This is a genomic window from Nonomuraea fuscirosea (assembly GCF_003001935.1).
Classification (GTDB): Bacteria; Actinomycetota; Actinomycetes; order Streptosporangiales; family Streptosporangiaceae; genus Nonomuraea; species Nonomuraea fuscirosea.
The window spans coordinates 40,684-59,260 of sequence record NZ_PVNG01000002.1 but is presented as its reverse complement, the minus strand read 5'-3'; the positions used below and the strand labels follow the sequence as shown (position 1 = coordinate 59,260).

Genomic DNA, 18,577 nt, shown 5'->3' with positions numbered 1-18,577 from the left:
CGATGGTAGGTCCGTGGCCTGCGGAACGGCCGCGCCTACCCCAGGTAGGCGGCCCTGACGACCGGATCGGCCCGGATCGCGGCGGGGGCGCCGGTGGCGATGACCTTGCCGAGGTCCAGCACGACGATGCGGTCGCAGGTGCCCATGACGAACCCCATGTCGTGCTCGACCAGCAGCACGGTCGTGTCCAGTCCGCTCACCACCTCGGCCAGGCGCTCGCTCTGGCCGGCGTCCAGCCCCGAGGTGGGCTCGTCGAGCAGCAGCAGCCGGGGCCGGTCGGCCAAGGCCCTGGCCAGCTCGACCAGGCGGCGCCGGCCGACGGGCAGCGCGGCGGCGTACGCGTCGCGCAGCGAGGTGAGCCCGCACAGCTCCAGCACCTCGTCCACCCGCTCCTGGCGCTCGCGTTCGAGCCGCCGCCTGGCGGGCAGGCCGACCAGGTCGGCGGCGAGCCCGCCACCGCCGCCGCGCCAGTCGAGCGCGGTCAGCACGTTCCCGGCCACGGTGAGCCGGCCGAAGACCTGGGTGCGCTGGAACGTCCGGCGCAGCCCCGCCCTGGCCCGCCGGACCGGCGACATCCCGGTCAGGTCGCGCCCGGCGAGCAGCACCCGTCCCTCGTCGGGCCGGCGCAGCCCGGACACCACGTCGAACAGCGTGGTCTTGCCGGCGCCGTTCGGGCCGATCACGCCGCAGACCTGCCCCTCGCCGACCTCGAAGGCGACCTGGTCCAGCGCCCTGATCCCGCCGAAGGACACCGACACGCCCCGTACGTCGAGCACGTTCACCTCACCCCCAGGTAGGCGGCGGTCAGCCGTTCGCCGTCCACCTCGGAGCGCGGCCCCGTCCAGGTGACGCGGCCGAGCCGCATGAACACCACCCGGTCGGCGATGGCCAGCGCCTCCGTGGCCTTCTCCTCGACCAGCAGCAGCGCGACGCCGCGGGCGCGCAGCTCGGCGAAGACGTCGAACACCTGCCGCACCACCATCGGCGCGAGCCCGAGTGACGGCTCGTCGGCGATCAGCACTCTTGGCGGGCGTACGAGGGCGGGAGCGAGGGTGAGCAGTTGCTGCTCGCCGCCCGACAGGGCGCCGGCCGGGACGGTACGGCGCTCGGCGAGCTGGGGCAGGCGCTCGAAGACCGGTTCGGGGTCGGCCAGCCAGGTACGCAGGTTCTCCTCGACGGTGAGGCCGGGGAAGACGCCCCTGCCCTCGGGCGCCAGCAGGATGCCGGCCCGGGCCCTGCGGTGGGCGGGCCAGGCGGTGACGTCCACGCCGTCCAGCAGGATCCGGCCGGAGGTGACCGGCAGGTCCCCGGCGGCGACGGCGCAGGCGGTGGACTTGCCCGCGCCGTTCGCGCCGAGCAGGGCGACGACCTCGCCGGGGTGGACGGTCAGGTCCACCCCGCGCAGGACGGTGGTGTCGTCGTATCCGGCGACGACGCCTTCCATGGTGAAGAAGCCATGAGCTCGTACCGGCTGCTCCCCGACGGCCGGCGCGTCCTCAGGAGGCTTGCGGTGACGCAGTTCGGCGAGCTGGGTGAGCACGCCGTCCGGATGTCTGGCCAGGATCATCCCGCCGGCTCCGAACAGGATGGCCCCGACGTGCGCGGAGACGTCCCACGTGGCGAGCAGTTCGGGCACGGCGACCGCGACGAGCCCGCCCAGCACGGCCCCGCCGACCCGCCGCACGCCCTGCAGCACCACCACGGCCAGCCAGACGAACCCGGCGAAGGCCGGCAGGTCGGTCGCGGTGATCGAGCCCTTGGAGATGGCGAACAGCACCCCGCCCAGGCCGGCGATGGCCGACGCCAGCGCGAACAGCACGATCTTGGTCCGGGGTGCGGACAGCCCGGACGTCGTGGCCGCCGCCGGGGCGGAGCGCACGGCCAGGATCGCGCGGCCCGAGGCCGAGCGTTCCAGGTTGCGGATCAGCAGCGCCACGAGGGCGATCAGGACGAGCAGCACGATCACCCGCACCCGCGGGTCGGAGGTGTCGGCGAAGCCGAACCCGAGCGCGGGCAGCGGCCAGCCGATGGTCCCGTTGCTGAACGCGTCCACCTGGAACAGCACCTGGTCGGCCAGCAGCGCCATGGCCAGCGTGGCCAGCGTCAGCACCCGCCCGCCCAGCCGCAGCGCGGGCAGCGCCACCAGCATCCCCACGGCCGCCGCCGCGAGCACGCCGAGCAGGATAGCCACGACGAACGGCAGCCCGGACGCGAACGCCCACCCGCAGGTCAGCGCGGCCATCGAGGCGAAGGCGGCCTGGGCCAGGTTCACCATGCCGCCGATCCCGGTCACCACGACGAACGAGCAGAAGATCAACGCCAGGACGAGCCCCTGCGCCGCGACCCCCACGTAGTAGTCGGAGCCCGCGAAGGCGAAGGCCACCAGCGCGGCCACACCCACGGCCCACGGCAGCCGCCGGCGCCACGGCGGCAGCCCGGCCAGGTGGTCGGGCGGCGGCGCGTCCTCGGCCGCGCTGCCGGCGACCCGATCGCGCGACCTGTTCAGCAGCACGAGCCCGGCGAACAGCAGGATCACCGGGACGGCCGTGCGCAGCCCGGTCACCTCTTCGAGGAAGTCGGTGTATCCGGCGACCAGGTTCTGCACGACGCCGAGCGCCAGCCCGGCCGCGAACGTCCAGGGGATCGAGCGCAGCCGCCCGAACACCGCCGCCGTGGCCGAGGCGAACAGCAGCACCGTGTACGCGGTCGCGTCCAGCCCCAGCACCGACACGGCCAGCACCCCGGCCAGCCCAGCGAGGCCGGAGCCGAGCATCCAGGCCAGCGCGGAGGTGGCGTCGGCGTCGATGCCGCGCAGCGTGGCCAGCCGGCGGCGGTCGACGGAGGCACGCATGCGCAGCCCGTACGGGGTGTGCCGCATGAACGCCCACAGCCCGGCCGCCGCTACCGCCGAGACGGCGAACGTGATGACCTGGTCGCTGTCCAGCCGCACGCCGAGCAGGTCGAACGGCCGCGCCGGATGCGGCCCGACGCCGCGTGGCAGCGCGGTCGCGTCGGCGGGCGGCAGCCCCGCCACGTCCACGATCAGCAGGCCGAGCGCGGGCAGCGCGATCGTGAGCCCGATGGTGGCCACGATCTGCGCGGTCTCGCCCGCCTGGGAGAGCCCCCTGAACATGACCTTGTGCAGCACGTAGCCGACGGCGGGCGCGAACAGGGCGACGGAGACGAGCGCCGACAGCCAGGCGGGCAGGCCGGCCTCGTTCAGCTGGTGGAACAGCAGGGCGGTGAGGAAGCCGATGGCGCCGTGGGCGAAGTTGAACACCCCGGTGGCCGCGTACGAGAGCGTCAGGCCCGATCCCATGACCGCGAAGACGGCGCCGGTGACCAGGCCGCTGAGCACGTAGTCCAGGATCATTTCAGCGGCACGTTGTCGAAGCACTTCATGCTCTTGGCCACCTGGAAGGCGCCGTCGACCAGCTTGACCAGGGCGCCGCAGCCGTTCGGCTCGGTGTGGTCCTTCGGATACTCGATCCGGCCGAAGCCGGCGTTCTCGTAGACGTAGGAGCCGTTGGCCGTCTGGAGGAACCTCTCCCTGGTCAGGTCCTTGCCGGTGCGGTTCAGCAGGTCGAGGAAGATGTCGGCGGCCCAGTAGCCGATGGCCAGGTGCTGGGTGAGCGCGGTGCCGGGGGCGGCCCGCTCGACGTCCTGTCTGAGCTGGGCGATCTCGGGGGCGGTGGACTCGAACGGCTCGAACATCGGGGCCGCGACCACGCCTTCGAGCGCCTGGGCGCTGGCCCGGTCCTTGAGGATGGCGGCGTCGTAGCTGGTGGCGTCGGTGAGCACGCCCCGGTAGCCGGCCCGCTTGAGCGCCGCGTACAGGCCGACGTTGAACTTCGTGCCGGCGATGACGGAGACGACGACGTCCGGCGGCTGCCCGCCGTCCGAGGTCATGATCTTGCTGACGTACGGGAGCCAGTCGGGTGGCGGCGCGGCGGCGGGCAGCCCGGAGTTCACCCCGGCCAGGGTGAAACCGGCGGCGGTGAACGACTGGGAGATGGTGGTGCCGCCGTACTTGCTGCCGCTGGAGTCGGAGGTCTGGACGTAGACGCTCTTGCCCTCGGCGCCGCCGAGCAGGTCGGCCATCTGCCGGCCCCACCACGTCTGGGAGCCCGCGCCCTGCTTGGGGGCCAGGCAGCCGTTGTAGCCGAAGCCGGTCTTCGTGCCGCACCACTGCGGTCCCGTGGCCCAGCCGAACCAGGGCACGCCCTGCTGTTCGAGGAAGGCGGCGCCGCCGAAGTTGGGGGCGTGCACGGGCAGGAGCGCGAACACACCGTCCTTCTGCACGAGCTTCTTGGCCGCCGCGTCGCCCTTGGCCGCGTCCTGGCCGTCGTCCTCGGCGCCGAGGAACTCGATCTTCCTGCCGTGCACGCCGCCGGCGGCGTTGGCACGCTCGAACCTGGCCCTGGCGCCGATCTCGGCGTCCTTGGTGGAGTAGCCGCTGGCGCTGGTCTTGGTCAGCACGCCGCCGACCTTGATCGTGGTGGCGGTGACGCCGGCCGTGTCCTGGCCGGTCGTCCCCTGTCGCTGGGCCGCGCATCCGGCGGCGGCCAGCGTGACCACCAGTGCCGCGACCGACATACCCCGCACCATGACGGCCTCCCGCACATTTGGCCTAGCGCTCGCTTGGTTTCGTCCGAGCGTAAATTCGCCCGCGAGGGCCGTCAACGGTCATTCGCCCCGCACGCTACAACCGAGCAACCGCTTGCTCGCGATAGGCGGCCCGGCTAGCGTGTGGCACATGCTCATGCGCGCGGCCGTGCTCACCGCCTTCCACGCCCCCCTGGAACTGCGCGAGGTCGAGATCGCGGACCCGGCCGCCGGCGAGGTCCGCGTTCAGATCAAGGCGTCGGGCGTGTGCGGCTCCGACCTCAAGGCCATCGACGGCAAGAGCCCCGTGGTGAGCCGGCCGCCGTTCATCCTCGGCCACGAGAGCGCCGGAGTGATCGAGAGCGTCGGCACGGGAGTCACCTCGGTCAAGCCGGGCGACCACGTCATCATCGCCATGAACGGCCCCTGCGGCCGCTGCCGGTCCTGCGGCGCGGGCCGGTTCCACCTCTGCACGGGCCCGTCCCGGCTGCCCACGATCATGGGCGGCGCCCCCAGGGTCACGCTGGACGGCGCGGAGACGCGCCGCTTCATCGGCATCGGCTCGTTCGCCGAGTACGCCGTCGTCCCCGAGCCCATGTGCGTAAAAATCGGGAAATCCGCCCCCTTTGACGCCATGTGCCTCCTGGCCTGCGGCGTCGTCACCGGCGTGGGCGCGGTGCTCAACGTCGCCCGGGTCCCGCCGGGCGCCTCGGTCCTCGTGGTCGGCTGCGGCGGCGTCGGGCTCAACGTGATCCAGGGCGCCGTGCTCGCGGGCGCGACCACGATCGTCGCCGCCGACGTGGCCGAGCGGAAGCTCAAGCTGGCCGAGCAGTTCGGCGCCACCTGCGCGGTGCTCGCCTCCGACCTCCCGCGCCAGGTGAACGAGCTGGTCAGGGGCGGCGTGGACTACGCCTTCGACGCGACCGGCGTGCCCGGCGTGCTGGCCCAGGCGTTCGCCGCCACCCAGCCGGGCGGCACCACCGTCATGGTCGGCAGCCCGCCCCAGGGTCATCCCCTGGAACTGGACACCGGCCTGCTGTTCGCCTCCCGCCGCCTCATGGGCACCCAGGGCGGCGACGCGGCCCCCCACCGCGATCTGCCGATGCTGGCCGCCCAGTACGCGCGCGGCCACCTCGACCTCAACGCCCTGATCTCGGAACGCCTCCCCCTGGACCAGGTGAACGACGCCGTCGCCCACGTCCGGCAGGGCACGGTCGCCCGTACGGTCATCACGTTCTGACATTCGGGGCCTTCCCGAGCCGCTTCCTCCTCGCTATTCTAAAATTCGTTAGAATGATGGAGGAGACGAGACATGTCCTACCCCGACGCCCGCTACTTCGGTGAGCACGGCGAGCACAGCGGCACCTTCACGATGGCCGGCCGGACGCCCGACCTGTCGATCGGGGAGGGCGGCACCCAGGTGCACTACCTCGCCACGGGCGGCTCCACGAACGGCGCGTTCGGCCTGTACCGCTGGGAGATGGGCCCGCGCCCGTCCGGCCCCGGGCCGCACTTCCACCGCACCATGACGGAGTCGTTCTACGTGCTGTCCGGCACGATCCGGCTCTTCAACGGCGCGAAGTGGGCCGACGGCAAGCCGGGCGACTTCCTGTACCTGCCGGAGGGCGGCGTGCACGCCTTCCGCAACGAGTCGGGCGAGCCGGCCACGATGCTGATCCTGTTCACGCCGGGGGCGCCGCGCGAGGCGTACTTCGAGGAGCTGGCCGAGATCGCCAACACCGGCCGGCAGCTCTCCCCCGAGGAGTGGAGCGACGTGTACCTGCGCCACGACCAGTACATGGTCTGAGGGCGACGATGGCGACGTTCCCCGAGGAGCCGATCTACGCCCAGCTCGCCCGTATCGGCAAGGCCCTCGCCAGCCCGGTGCGGCTGCGCCTGCTGGACGTGCTCGACCAACGCGAGCGCACGGTCGAGGAGCTGGCGCAGGCGGCGGGGATCCCGCTCAAGAACACCTCCGCCCAGCTCCAGCAGCTGCGCGCGGCGCACCTGGTGATCGGCAGGCGCGAGGGCGCGCACGTCCGCTACCGGCTGGCCGGCGAGGAGGTCTCGCGCTTCCTCGGCGGCTTCCAGTCGTTCGCGGACGGGCGGCTGGCGGACCTGCGCGACGCCGTACGGCACCGGCTGGGCTCCCTGGAGGCCGTGAGCGCAGACGAGCTGGCGGCCCGGCTGGAGGATCCGGGCACGGTGGTGATCGACGTGCGATCGGCGGACGAGTACGCCGCCGGGCACGTGCCGGGGGCGGTCTCCGTGCCCATGGCCGAGCTGCCCGGCCGGCTGCGCGACCTGGCCGGGGAGGCGGAGATCGTGGCGTACTGCGGAGGGCCGTACTGCGTGGTCTCCCCCGAGGCGGTACGCCTGCTGCGCGCGCACGGCCAGGACGCCCGCCCCCTGGACGGCGGCTTCCTCGGCTGGCGCCGCGCCGGAAAACCACTGGAACACTGAGCCACCTTGTCCCTACGCTGAGCAACAAGGCTCATGCGGCGGGGAGGCACGGTGCACGTCAGACAGGTCGTCTCGCTCGCCCTGCTCGCGGCCGTCGCGCTGGCCGGCGGCCGGGCCAGGATGTTGTACGACTTCGGCGACGACGACGTGATCATCTGGAGCCTGCCCGAGCCCGGCGCCGGCCAGGCCGGGATCGGCCGGCTGGGGCAGCAGTTCGAGGCCGACCGATCCGAGCAGCACGACCTCTACCGCTGCGACGAGAACTTCGCCAGCACCCTGTGGCACCACGGCCGCAACACGACCACCGGCGACGTCGGCTGGGTCGCCGCCTGCGACGTCACCGACCCGGACTGACCGGGGCGTCACACCCCGGCCGTGACCGGCTCGCGCCGCTCCGCCACGGGCTCGTCGTCCTCCTCGTGCCCCTCCACCGACAGGTTCGGCAGGATCCGGTCCAGCCAGCGCGGGCACCACCAGTTGAGCCGCCCCAGCAGCACCATCGTGGCCGGCACCAGGAACCCTCTGATGATCGTGGCGTCGACCGCGATGGCCACCGCCAGCCCCACCCCGAACGTCTTCACCATGGCGTCCGGATAGGCGATGAACGCCACGAAGACGGCCACCATGATCAGCGCGGCCGAGGTGATGACCCGGCCGGTGGACCCCAGCCCCTCGGCCACCGCCCGCGCGTTGCCGCCGTGCCGCTGGTACGACTGCCGCACCGCGGTCAGCAGGAACACCTCGTAGTCCATGGACAGCCCGAACAGCACCGCGAACAACATCAGCGGCACGTAACTCTCGATCGGCACCGAGAAGAAGATCTGCTGCACGTACGAGGAGTTGACCGGCGGGTCCATGCCCACCAGCCCGCTGCCGAGCCCGATCGAGAACACCATCGCCAGCGCCCCGAACGCCGCCCCCAGCGAGACGAGGTTCATCACCGCCGCCTTGATCGCCACGATCGGCGCGCGGAAGGCCAGCAACAGCAGCAGCGCGCTGAGCAGTACCACGACCCCGATGACCAGCGGGGTGCGCTCGGCCATCCGGTCACCGGCGTCGGTCAGCCCGGCGACCTTGCCGCCCACGTGCATCCGCACGCCGGGCACGGAGATGTCCCTGACGTCCCTGACCACCTGGGCGGAGCGCTCGTCGCTGGGGGCGTACTCGGGAACGGCCTGCAGCAGCACCGACCGGCCCGAGGTGTTGACCTTGGGCTCGCCCACGTGCGCCACGCCGTCGACGTCCTTCACCTCGCGGACGAGGTTGTCCACGACGGGATCGCCGGCGTCCGCCACCTTCGCGGGCAGTTCGGCGACCACGATCAGCGGGCCGTTCGCGCCGGGGCCGAAGCCGGTGGCCATGAGCTCGTACGCGCGCCGCGGCTCGGAGCCCCGCGTGCCGTACCCCTCGTCGAGCGCCCCGAGCTTGAGCGCCAGCGCGGGCGCGGCGAGGGCGCCGAGGACGAGGGCGCTGGCCAGCAGGACCCGCCACGGGCGGCGGGCCACCCACGAGCCCAGGCCCGCCCAGCCGGTGCCGGCGGTGTGCGCGCCCGAGCCGGCGCCGCGCAGGAGGGGCACCTTGAGCGCGTTGATGCGGTGGCCGAGCAGGCCGAGCAGGGCGGGGACGAGCGTGACGGAGGTGAGCACGGCGGCCACGACCGAGATGCCGGTCACCCAGCCGAGCGTGGCCAGCAGCGGGAACCCGGCCAGCATCAGCGCGCTCAGGGCGATGATCACGGTGCCGCCCGCGAACACGACCGCCCCGCCCGAGCTGGCCACGGTCCGCCGGACGGACTCCACCACCGGCACCCCGTCGGCCAGCAGCCGGCGGTGGCGCGACAGCAGGAACAGCGCGTAGTCGATGCCGACGCCGAGCCCGATCATCGTGGCCATGATGCCGGCCTGCTTGGGCATGTCCACGACCCAGCCGAGCAGGCCGATCACGCCGAGCCCCGAGGCGACGCTGACGAGCGCGACGAAGATCGGGATCATCGCCGCCACCAGCGTCCCGAACGCGAACACCAGCACCAGCAGTGCGCAGACCACGCCGATGATCTCGCTCGGCCCGGTCTTGATCTCCTTGTCGGCCGGCGTCGAGCTGTCGGCCGGCACCACTTCGAGCCCGGCCTCCCTGGCCGGCTCCGCGGCCTTCGACAGCGCCTGCGTGGTCTCGCCGATCTTCTGCGGGTCGTTGCCCTCCAGGCGGACGGTGATGAGGCCGATCTGCAAGTTGGAGGAGATGCCGCCCCTGCGGAAGGGGGTGTCCACGGCCTTGACGTGCGGCATGTCGCGCAGCCGGTCGATGGACTGCTCCACCGCCTCCTTGCGCGCGTCCTCGATGAGGGGGCCGTCGGCGGAGTAGAGCAGGAGTTGCACCGTTCCGCCGGTGGCGTAGCCGGAGCCGAAGCCCTTCTTCATCAGGTCGTGCGCGCGCTGCGCGTCGGTGCCGGGGATGCTGGCGTCGCTGGTGGTCGGGGCGGTGAACACCAGGCTGGAGCCCATGAGCGCGGCGGCCGCGATCACCCATGACACCAGCACGATCCAGCCGTGCCGCGCGCACCAGCCGCCCAGCCGTCCCAGCAACCGCGTCATCGCTCAGCTCCCACTCGACGGCCGTCCTGTACGGTCGTACAGGACATACGATAAAACGGGATATATACGGAAGGCCGTCTCCCATAGGGAAATGAGACGATGACCACACCCGACGACACCCGCAGCCGGATCCTGGCCGCCGCCAGAGAGCTGTTCGCCGAGCGCGGTTACGCGGCCACCTCCCTCGCCGACATCGCCGCCGCCGTCGGCCTGACCAAGACCGCGGTCGCCTACCACTTCCACCCGAAGGACCGGCTGGCGCTCGAACTGCTGTCGCCGGTGCTGGGCGACATGCTGGCGCTGCTGGACACCACGTACGACAGCCGCGCCGACTTCATCGAGGCCCTGGTCGGCTTCGCCGTCCGCTACCGGTCGGTGATCCGGCTGTTCATGGAGGACCTGGCGGCGGACGACTCGACCGCCGAGCCCGGCTCGGAGCGGGCCACGATCAAGTCCTTCAGGGACGAGATCTACGCCAAGCTGGCCGGCGACGACCCCACCCCGGAGGCCAGACTCCGCAGCTGGGCCCTGCTCGGGGCGCTGCAGTGGGGCGCGGTCAAGACGATGGACCTGCCGGAGGACCAGGTCCACGCGGCCCTGCTGAAGGCGGCCCGCGCCTACTGACGACGCCTACCGGCTCAGCGAGTCAGAGGCCGAGCATCTCCCGTTCCACGTGGTCCAGCGCCAGCCGTACGGCGCCCATCGCCACGCCTTCGTCCCCGAACGTCGAGGCCGCCACCTCCGGCGCGTTCACGCACAGTTCGGCCAGGTGCCGGCGCAGGGGGTCGAGCAGCACGTCGCCCGCCCGCGCGTGCCCCCCGCCGAGCACCAGCAGGTCGGGGTCGACGGCCAGGGCGAGGGCCGAGGCGCCGACGGCGAGCTGCTCGGCGTAGCGGTCCACCCGGCGCACGGCGGCGCGGTCGCCGGCCAGCGCGGCCGCGAAGACCTCGGCCGCCGAGCCGCCCTCGACCAGTTCGCGGACGGCCCGCTCCCAGCCGACCTGCCGCAGCGTGCCGATCTCGCCGGCCGCCCCGCGGCGTCCCTGGTGCAGCCGGCCGCCGATCAGGATGCCCGCGCCCGCCCGGTGACCGAGCAGCACGTACACCAGGTCGGAGACGTGGCGCGCGCTGCCGCGCCAGTGCTCGGCGAGCGCGGCGAGGTTGGCGTCGTTGGCGGCCAGCGCGGTGCAGCCGAACCAGCGCCCGGCCAGCCCGGCCAGGTCCACGCCGGTCCAGCCGGGCAGCGTGAGCGACAGCGAGACCCGCCCGGTGCGGTCGACGATGCCGGGCGTCCCCGCCGCCACGGCCCAGATCCGCCTGCGGGCCAGGCCCGCCCCGTCGACGCACTTCAGCGCCGTACGCCCGGCCGCCTCCAACCGCTCGTGGGCCGCCGCGTCGCCGGAGACCGCGGCCCGCTCCCAGGCGATCACCTCGCCGTCGAGATCGGCCAGCGCGGCGACGACGGCGTCGCCCCCGACCTCCACGCCCACGACGTGACCGGCGTCCGCCCTGAAGGCGAAGCGCCGCGCCGGCCGTCCCATCACGCCCTCGTCCGGCGGCAGCTCGCGGACGTAGCCGCGCTCGCCCAGCTCGTCGAGGACGGCCTCCACGGTCTGCCTGGACAGCCCGGTGACGCGGCCGAGCCGGGTCAGCGTGGTCACGCCCTCGCGGCGCAGCGCCCGCAGCGTGACCTGGGTGTTCACCTTACGCAGCAGGGACGCGTCACCCGGCCGGAGCTCAGTCACTTATGAGACCCTTTCCCGTAAGTCCCCTATTGACGGCTACCAGCCAGGATCCTAGCATCGATCGACATAAGTAAGCTTGTAGCATAAGTGGAGGATTGCCATGGTCACGCTCGCTGTCGTCGGCGCGGGCTCGCGGGGGACCGCCTACGCCCGTCACGCCACGGAGTCCGGCCGGGCGCGGGTGGTGGCGGTGGCCGATCCGCTGGACTCCCGCCGTGACCGCTTCCCCGGCGCCGAGCAGTACGCGGACTGGCGCGAGCTGGCGGCCCTGCCCCGCCGCGCGGACGCGGTGATCATCTCTACCCAGGACCGCGACCACGTCGAACCCGCGGTGCGCTTCGCCGAACTGGGCTACGACATCCTGCTGGAGAAGCCGATGGCGGTCTCCGAGGACGACTGCCGGGCGATCGTGGCCGCGTCGGAGCGTTCCGGCGCGGTGTTCGCGGTGTGCCACGTGTTGCGCTACACCCCGTACACGCGGGCGTTGAAGGCGCTGCTCGACTCCGGCCGGATCGGCGAGATCGTCAGCATCCAGCACCTGGAACCGGTGGGCTGGTGGCACCAGGCGCACTCGTTCGTGCGGGGCAACTGGCGGCGTACCGACGAGTCCACGTTCATGCTGCTCGCGAAGTCCTGTCACGACCTCGACTGGCTGGTCCATCTGACCGGCAAGCGGGTCACGCGCGTGTCGTCGTTCGGCGGGCTCGCGCACTTCCGCCCCGAGAACCGGCCCGAGGGGGCGGCCGACCGCTGCCTGGACTGCGCGGTCGAGGACACCTGCCCGTACTCCGCCAAGCGCATCTACCTGCCCCTCGCCGGCCAGGACACCTGGCCGGTGTCGGTCCTCACCGACGACGTCTCCGAGCAGGGCCTGCTGGAGGCGCTGCGCACCGGCCCCTACGGCAGATGCGTGTACGCCTGCGACAACGACGTCGTCGACCACCAGGTGGTGAACCTGGAGTTCGAGGGCGGCACGACGGCGTCGTTCACGATGACGGCCTTCACCCCCTCGCTGCACCGGCAGACGCGGATCTTCGGCACCCGCGGCTCCATCGACGGCGACGGCGACCGCCTGACCGTCACCGACTTCGTCACCGGCCGCGCCGAGGTCGTCGACACCCGGGCCGACGGCGACGCGACCGCGCGCGGCGGTCACGGGGGCGGTGACGAGGGCCTGGTGGAGGCGTTCCTGGACGCGGTGGCCAGCCGCGACCACTCCTCGGTCCTGTCCTCACCGGCCGAGAGCCTGCACAGCCACCTCATCGCCTGGGCGGCCGAGCGGTCGAGGCTCGAAGGCGAGACCGTTCCCCTGTGACACGGCGGGGAAACGGAAGGTAAGCACATACGATCCTGACGGGAAGGAGAAGTCCGCACACTCCGGACCCCGAGCGGCAATACTGGGCAGCCCAGGGTTCTCCCCCTGACTCCCCCCACTGGCCGGCAGAAGGTCACGGTTGTGCGTACCTGGTTCGCGCCCGACGAGGCCGCGGAGTTCGCGGCGGCCAAGGCCGTGCTGCTGCGCCGCTGCCTGGTCTGGGCCGGCGAGCGTGGCCGCCCCGCCGACGAGCTGCTGATCTCCGCCGCGGTGGACTCCCGTCACCACAGCCGCGACGGCCGGCTCGCCTACTGGGACGACGCGCAGATCAGGCGCTTCCTGCTGGCGTGGGTGCCGAAGCAGGTCGTCGCTCCGCGCGAGGTCCTCGACCTGGCTCCTGACGTTCTCCGTACGTACGTGCGCTACCTGGCCGCGACCGGGCTGCGTGACCCGCGCGGCTGCACCCCCGAGCAGGCCGACGCGGCGATCGCCCGGGCCGCCGTGCCGTTCCGCAGGACCCTCGACGCGGGCCGGACCGACGCCGACCACCACGTCCTCGAAGAGCTTCTCGAAGCCCGCTTCACCGAGCCGGCCCTGAGCCTCGACGAGACCCGCGCCGCCGCGCGCCCGCCGATCGCCCTGCCCCCGCCCGCCGACCTGACGGCCGCCGCCGGCAGCGTCACCGTCCAGCACCTGACCGCCCTGGCCGTCGGAACGGGCGACGTCTCCGCCGCCCCCGACCTCCCCCTGCTCCGGGCCTGGGCCGACGCCCTGGGGCCCTGCGCCGCCGACCTGATCGAAGACCCGGAGGCGTTGTGGCGGCGCGCCTTCGACGTGCTCCCGGAGCTGAGTCGGGGGGCCGCCACCGCGCTCCCCCGCCTCTTCGGCCGGCTCCTCCCGGTCGTCCTCGACACGCTGTACGGCATGGACGACGTCCCGCTGACCCGCCTGGAGCAGATCGCCCGGCCGGCCTGCCGGCAGGGCTTCGACGAGAACCTCGCCCGCGAGACCCGCCGCCACTGCCTGGCCCGCGACCTGGCCCGCACCCTGGAGGTCCTGTCCGATCTGGGCGCGGTGAAACTGACCCGCGGCCCGATCCTCCCCCTCCACACCGATGCCGGCCTTCTCCGTGAGGACGACTACCCGGAGTCGCCGGAGCCGGCTCCGCTGGCCCGGCTGACCCCGCTGGCCCTGCGCGCCGTACGCGAGCGGCTTCTGGCGGACGGTCACGACGCTCCACTGCTGGGCGAGCTGGCCACCGCCGAGCCCGCCGAACTCCTCGGCGTCCTCACCCAGCACTACCCGCCCAGGGAGGCCGCCGCCGAGCTCAACGGCTGGCTGTCCCGGCCGGGTCAGGACGTCGAGTGCCTGCTGCGGGCCATCAGCGCCTGCCCCTTCCGCTCCCGCGCGACCGCCATGCTCGGCGTCCTGGTGGACGCCCTCCCCCAGGGCGACGTCCTGCTCCGCGAACTGCGCCACGACCTGATCCTCGGCCCGACGGCGCTGACGCTGCTCATGGACGTGGGCGAAGTCGAGCCGATGGGGCTGGGGCAGCGCGAACACCTGCTGCTGGGGGCCGAGAACTTTCTCACCATGCTGGAGGTCGGCGGGCCGCAGGCGCTGATCGCGCAGCTCCGGGGGCTGGCGGGCCGGGAGGCGTACCGGTTCGTGGAGTCGGTGCTGGCGTCGGGGCACCACGACGACGAGGGGATGGAGGACCTGCGCGACCTGGTCGCCGAGCCTCTGCGTCTCACGTACTCGCCGGGGCCCGCCTAGCCGCTGCACGCGCCCTCACGGCCCGCGTCGTCAACGGCACCCCGCCACGCACCGGCCTCGTCAACGGCGTCCGCTGCGCACCGGCCGCCTGGAGGGCGTCGCTCGCCGTGGCATCGGCGCGTTCTCCCGCTCCGCCCGCCGCCGCTTGTGCCGCCGGCCCAGGAACCAGCCGATCCCGAGCACGACCAGCCCGAACGGGGTCTTGGACAGGTAGCGGGCCACCACCAGCTTGAGGAACTTCTTCATGCCGCCCCAACTGCCCACGAACCCGCCCGTCAGTCGCCGGCTGCCGCTCCCCCGCCCGTGACTCACTCGCCGTCGGTCGGTTCGCCCGGTTCTGAGGGTTCGGGGGTGGTCTCGCCGGGATCGGGGCCCGGGCCCGACTGACCGGCCACGCCGACCGTGAGCACGATCCGGCTGCCGGCCTCGGCGCAGGTGTTCGCGGAGATGCTCTGCCCGAGCACCAGCCCGGCCCGCGACTCCTCCTCCACCAGCTGCTCCCTCGTCCGCACCGCGAAGCCCGCCGCGGCCAGGGCGGCGCGGCCCGCCTCCGCCGACTGGCCGACGACCGACGGGACCGTGGCGCCGTTGCGTGAGAGCGTGAGGGCGACCGGAGAACCTCCGGCGAGGCGGCGGCCCGCCTGCGGAGTGGTGGAGAGCACCTGGCCGGTCGGCTCGCGCGAGCAGGAGGAGGTCACCGCGCCGACACGAAGACCCGCGCCGGTGAGGGCCGACTCGGCCGCCTTGCGCCGCAGGCCGGCCACGGACGGTACGGCGATCCCCTTCGACACCCGCAGCGTCACCGTCGCGCCCTTGTCCACCATGGCCCCCGGGCCGGGCTTGCTGCTCAGCACCCGGCCGATCTTCTGCGGCGAGTCGACCTGGGTCACGGCGCCGAGGACGAGCCCGGCCTTCTTCAGCGCCTTCCCGGCCGCGCCCTTGTCCAGGCCGGTCAGCGCCGGTACGGCGATCATGGGCGGGCGGGCCGGCGGCGGATCGGCGGACGATTCGCGCGGGCCCCGCGTCTCCCGCGTCCTGGTGGGCGCCGGCTCGCCGGACGTAGAGCGGTCGGTGGCCGGTCGTGTACGCGGCGGGGGCGAGGGCGCGGCGGCCTGGGAACCCGGAGGGATCGGATCGTCGCCACCCCGGCTGAGCGCGGGAACGACGATCGTGAGCAGCACGGCGGCGGTCACCAGAAGCGCGGCACAGACCGCCACGGCCGCCCTGGGCCAGCCCCGCGCCCTCCCCGCCGCCGGCGTCGGCTCGGTGGCGGCCGGGGATAAGGAGCCACCGGCCGGAGACCCGTGATCGCCGCCATGGCGGACGGGTGACGGCGGCACACCGACGCCGGGAGAGGAGCCGGCGAGCCGGTACTCACCGCCCGCCGCCCCCGTCGCCTCTGGCTCGGCCATCGGGTACGGCGCCGAGCCGGACGACCACCGCTCCCCGAAGCCCTCGGCCTCCTCCGCGTCCTGCGGCTCCTGCGGTGGAGTGCTCGGTGGGCGTTGTCCCGGCACCAGCGGCGGCGCCCGCAGGATGTGCGGCGGCGGTGACCGCAGCACCTCGGCCGGCACCTCGTCCCCCGTCGCCTCCCCCAGCAGCTCGAACAGCAGCTCCCGGCTGCTCGGCCGGTTGCGCGCGTCCTTGTCCAGGCAGGCCGCCACCAGCGTGCGCAGGCGTCCGTCCAGCAGCCCCAGCTCGGGCGGCGCGGTCAGGATGCGGTGCAGCACCGGCGCGACGGAGTCCTGCCCGAACGGCGCCGTGGCGTTGGCCGCGAAGCACATCGTCGCGCCCCACGAGAAGACGTCCGCCGCCCCGGTGACGGCCGAGGCCGTGATCTGCTCGGGCGCCATGTACGCGGGCGTCCCGACCCCCCGCCCACTCACGGTGGCCGCCGCGTCCAGCGCCCTGGCCAGGCCGAAGTCGATGACGCGCGGCCCGTCGGACCCGAGCAGCACGTTCTGCGGCTTGAAGTCCCGGTGCACGATGCCCGCCCGGTGGATGGCGGTCAGCGCCGTGGCCGTGCTGACCGCGAGCCGTTCCAGCGCGCCGCCCCGCCGGGGCCCGGTGAGCGCGACCTCCCGGTGCAGCGAGGGCCCGTCGACGTATTCGCTCACGATGTACGGCCGCCCGTAGTCGAACCCGGCGTCGATCACCTGCGCGGTGCAGAACCTGGCCACGTGCTTGGCCAGCTCCACCTCTCGCAGGAACGCCGCCTGCTCGTCCCCCACGGGCCCGTGCAGCAGCTTGACCGCGTACGTCTCGCCGTTCCTCGACCCGAGGAACACCGCACCTTGACCGCCCTCGCCGAGGCGCCCGGAAAGCTCGTACTCCCCGAGTCTGTGGGGGTCCCCCGTTCTGAGCGGCTGTGCCGTGGGCACGAGGCCGCCTCCCCTCGCCGCGATCCCTTTCTGCCTTCCACTGAAGGCAACCGAGCGCGAACAGTCAACGGTGCGCACGGCAATCGCGGCCTGACCGTGACACACCCGGTCAGAGGCGGGGTCAGGGGGTGCGGGCCACCTTACCCGAATACGTCACTTCATCCTCACCGGAACGGGTCACCTTGATGTCCAACTGGTTGACATCGGCGGTGGGGAACATCCGGAGCGTGCCCGGATAGCACTCCTCGCCGGCGACCCCGTGGAGGGTGAAGACCATCCCGCTGCCGTCCCGTCCGAGCCGTCCCGAGCAGTGCAGGTCGGCTCCCCAGCGCAGCGATCCCGCGCCGTCGCCGCCGAGGCGCACCTCCACGGGGAAGATCCGGTCGGCGGTGAAGTGCCGGGCCGAGCCGGTCCACGTTCCCTCGAAGCCGGGGCCCTGCGCGCCGCGCAGCCAGAACACGAAGCCGGCCGCGGCCATCAGCAGCACCGCCGTGGCGAGCGCCAGGTGCCAGAGGCGCGGCCGCCGCCAGGCGGGAGCGGTGGCGCGCCGCGCGGAGGCGGCGCGGGCGGCCGCCACCTGGGGGGCGGTGATCGCGGGGAAGCTGGTGGTGGGGTCGGGGTCGGTGATCACGCCGGGCTCGGCCTCGGCCGCCCCGAGCCCGACGACCTTGGCGGGAACGATGGCGAGCGAGCCCAGCCCGGCCGCCTGACGGCCTGCGCCACGACGAGCCGCACGACCGGCCGGCCCGGCGACCTCGCCGGAAGCGGCGGCTCCGGAGGCGTGGTCTCCAGAGCCGGAGGCGTCGGCTCCGGCGGGACCGGTGCCGGCGGGTGCGGCGGGACCGACGGCGGCCATCGCGCCGGTGGACAGCAGGTCTCTCTCGCCCGCCTGCTGCCCCAGCAGCCGGCGCAGCACCTCTTCGGCGTCCGGCCGCTCGCCCGGCTCCGTGGCCAGGCACGCCTCGACGATCTCGCGCAGCGGCCCGTCCAGCGGGCCCAGGTCCGGCTTGCCGTAGAGCACCCTGGCCAGAATCTCCTGATGGGTGTCGGCGGTGTACGCGGGCCGCCCGGAAGCGGTGTAGGCGACGGTCAGCGCCCAGGCCCACATGTCGGCGGGCGGTCCGGCCGGTTCGCCCTTCATCCGTTCCGGCGCCATGTAGGCGGGCGTGCCCATCGGCGTGTGGGCGGTGGCGGCGGCGTCGACCAGCCGCGACACGCCGAAGTCGATCACCCGGGGCCCGTCGAGGCCGAGCAGCACGTTGCCCGGCTTGAAGTCCCTGTGCACCACCCCGGCCCGGTGGATGGCTCCGAGCGCGGTGGCGGTGCCGATGGCCAGGCGCTCCAGCGAGCCGCCCCGCCGGGGCCCTTCGGCGATCACGTGCTCGCGCAGCGACGGCCCATCGACGTATTCGCTCACCAGGTAGGGGCGGTCGCCTTCGAGGTCGGCGTCGAGCAGCTGGGCCGTGCAGAACGCCGCCACCCTGCGGACGGCCTCGACCTCGCCGAGGAAGCGGCGCCGCCCGTCGGGATCGCCCGACAGGCTCGCGTGCAGCAGCTTGACCGCGACCGGAGTCCGCTGGGGAGACTGGCCGAGGTAGACGACTCCCTGGCCACCCTGACCGAGCCTGCGGGTCAGCCGGTACGCCCCGAGCTGTCGGGGATCATCGGCACGGAGCTCGGACATATCGTTCCATTATGCCCG

The 18,577-nt window shown here is 73.3% G+C and carries 15 protein-coding genes; 7 read left to right on the top strand and 8 right to left on the bottom strand.

Going from position 1 to position 18,577, the window contains the following annotated elements; genetic code table 11:
- Positions 1 to 35 precede the first annotated feature (35 nt).
- Genes B0I32_RS03860 through B0I32_RS03850 form a run of 3 tightly spaced genes read right to left on the bottom strand, consistent with a single transcriptional unit; the run spans position 36 to position 4,596 of the window.
- Positions 36 to 782, bottom strand: coding sequence for an ABC transporter ATP-binding protein (locus B0I32_RS03860; protein ID WP_106235002.1), 747 nt, complete (start codon positions 780 to 782; stop codon positions 36 to 38).
- Positions 779 to 3,373: an ABC transporter permease subunit gene (locus B0I32_RS03855; protein ID WP_106235001.1), complete on the bottom strand. Its 2,595-nt coding sequence runs from the start codon at positions 3,371 to 3,373 to the stop codon at positions 779 to 781. Before B0I32_RS03855 ends, B0I32_RS03860 begins: the two co-directional genes overlap by 4 nt.
- Complete coding sequence (locus tag B0I32_RS03850) at positions 3,370 to 4,596, bottom strand: ABC transporter substrate-binding protein (protein ID WP_181306982.1); 1,227 nt, start codon at positions 4,594 to 4,596, stop codon at positions 3,370 to 3,372. Before B0I32_RS03850 ends, B0I32_RS03855 begins: the two co-directional genes overlap by 4 nt.
- Positions 4,597 to 4,756: 160 nt before the next feature.
- Between B0I32_RS03850 and B0I32_RS03845 the strand changes: the two genes are divergently transcribed.
- From B0I32_RS03845 to B0I32_RS03830, 4 genes are all read left to right on the top strand, one after another.
- On the top strand, positions 4,757 to 5,845 hold the full coding sequence (locus tag B0I32_RS03845) for an alcohol dehydrogenase catalytic domain-containing protein (protein WP_106234998.1): 1,089 nt from the start codon (positions 4,757 to 4,759) through the stop codon (positions 5,843 to 5,845).
- 72 nt (positions 5,846 to 5,917) lie between these two features.
- A complete protein-coding gene (locus tag B0I32_RS03840; RefSeq protein ID WP_106234996.1) occupies positions 5,918 to 6,412 on the top strand; it encodes a cupin domain-containing protein in 495 nt (164 codons plus the stop codon).
- An 8-nt stretch (positions 6,413 to 6,420) separates the two neighbouring features.
- Positions 6,421 to 7,068, top strand: coding sequence for an ArsR/SmtB family transcription factor (locus tag B0I32_RS03835; protein ID WP_106234994.1), 648 nt, complete (start codon positions 6,421 to 6,423; stop codon positions 7,066 to 7,068).
- 51 nt (positions 7,069 to 7,119) lie between these two features.
- Positions 7,120 to 7,422 (top strand): hypothetical protein, encoded by a 303-nt coding sequence (locus tag B0I32_RS03830; RefSeq protein ID WP_146178029.1) that lies wholly within the window; start codon positions 7,120 to 7,122, stop codon positions 7,420 to 7,422.
- 8 nt (positions 7,423 to 7,430) lie between these two features.
- Here the strand turns inward: B0I32_RS03830 and B0I32_RS03825 are convergent, their stop codons facing one another.
- Positions 7,431 to 9,659, bottom strand: coding sequence for an MMPL family transporter (locus B0I32_RS03825; protein ID WP_106234991.1), 2,229 nt, complete (start codon positions 9,657 to 9,659; stop codon positions 7,431 to 7,433).
- Positions 9,660 to 9,758: 99 nt separating this feature from the next.
- Here B0I32_RS03825 and B0I32_RS03820 point away from each other — a divergent pair, with 99 nt between their 5' ends.
- Positions 9,759 to 10,283 (top strand): TetR/AcrR family transcriptional regulator, encoded by a 525-nt coding sequence (locus B0I32_RS03820; RefSeq protein ID WP_106234989.1) that lies wholly within the window; start codon positions 9,759 to 9,761, stop codon positions 10,281 to 10,283.
- Positions 10,284 to 10,305: 22 nt separating this feature from the next.
- On the opposite strand, the gene B0I32_RS03815 is transcribed toward B0I32_RS03820, so the two are convergent.
- Positions 10,306 to 11,403: an ROK family transcriptional regulator gene (locus B0I32_RS03815; protein WP_106234988.1), complete on the bottom strand. Its 1,098-nt coding sequence runs from the start codon at positions 11,401 to 11,403 to the stop codon at positions 10,306 to 10,308.
- 100 nt (positions 11,404 to 11,503) lie between these two features.
- On the opposite strand from B0I32_RS03815, the gene B0I32_RS03810 reads away from it, so the two are divergent.
- Positions 11,504 to 12,718 carry a Gfo/Idh/MocA family protein gene (locus B0I32_RS03810; RefSeq protein WP_106234986.1) on the top strand — a complete coding sequence of 405 codons (1,215 nt, stop codon included), beginning with the start codon at positions 11,504 to 11,506 and terminating at the stop codon, positions 12,716 to 12,718.
- Positions 12,719 to 12,859: 141 nt separating this feature from the next.
- Entirely contained in the window at positions 12,860 to 14,494 is a 1,635-nt protein-coding gene (locus tag B0I32_RS03805) for a hypothetical protein (RefSeq protein ID WP_106234984.1), read from the top strand.
- Positions 14,495 to 14,554: 60 nt separating this feature from the next.
- Here B0I32_RS03805 and B0I32_RS03800 read toward each other — a convergent pair whose 3' ends face one another.
- From B0I32_RS03800 to B0I32_RS60820, 3 genes are all read right to left on the bottom strand, one after another.
- Positions 14,555 to 14,740 carry a DUF6203 family protein gene (locus tag B0I32_RS03800; RefSeq protein WP_106234983.1) on the bottom strand — a complete coding sequence of 62 codons (186 nt, stop codon included), beginning with the start codon at positions 14,738 to 14,740 and terminating at the stop codon, positions 14,555 to 14,557.
- Positions 14,741 to 14,802: 62 nt separating this feature from the next.
- Entirely contained in the window at positions 14,803 to 16,875 is a 2,073-nt protein-coding gene (locus B0I32_RS03795; RefSeq protein WP_106234981.1) for a serine/threonine-protein kinase, read from the bottom strand.
- Between the two features lie 121 nt (positions 16,876 to 16,996).
- Positions 16,997 to 18,559 (bottom strand): serine/threonine-protein kinase, encoded by a 1,563-nt coding sequence (locus B0I32_RS60820; protein ID WP_106234980.1) that lies wholly within the window; start codon positions 18,557 to 18,559, stop codon positions 16,997 to 16,999.
- Positions 18,560 to 18,577: the final 18 nt, after the last annotated feature.

Coding starts and splice junctions, on each gene's coding strand:
- B0I32_RS03855 (WP_106235001.1), bottom strand. CDS start 3,373: ATGATCCTGGACTACGTGCTCAGCGGCCTGGTCACCGGCGCCGTCTTC.
- B0I32_RS03850 (WP_181306982.1), bottom strand. CDS start 4,596: ATGTCGGTCGCGGCACTGGTGGTCACGCTGGCCGCCGCCGGATGCGCG.
- B0I32_RS03845 (WP_106234998.1), top strand. CDS start 4,757: ATGCTCATGCGCGCGGCCGTGCTCACCGCCTTCCACGCCCCCCTGGAA.
- B0I32_RS03840 (WP_106234996.1), top strand. CDS start 5,918: ATGTCCTACCCCGACGCCCGCTACTTCGGTGAGCACGGCGAGCACAGC.
- B0I32_RS03835 (WP_106234994.1), top strand. CDS start 6,421: ATGGCGACGTTCCCCGAGGAGCCGATCTACGCCCAGCTCGCCCGTATC.
- B0I32_RS03825 (WP_106234991.1), bottom strand. CDS start 9,659: ATGACGCGGTTGCTGGGACGGCTGGGCGGCTGGTGCGCGCGGCACGGC.
- B0I32_RS03820 (WP_106234989.1), top strand. CDS start 9,759: ATGACCACACCCGACGACACCCGCAGCCGGATCCTGGCCGCCGCCAGA.
- B0I32_RS03810 (WP_106234986.1), top strand. CDS start 11,504: ATGGTCACGCTCGCTGTCGTCGGCGCGGGCTCGCGGGGGACCGCCTAC.
- B0I32_RS03800 (WP_106234983.1), bottom strand. CDS start 14,740: ATGAAGAAGTTCCTCAAGCTGGTGGTGGCCCGCTACCTGTCCAAGACC.
- B0I32_RS60820 (WP_106234980.1), bottom strand. CDS start 18,559: ATGTCCGAGCTCCGTGCCGATGATCCCCGACAGCTCGGGGCGTACCGG.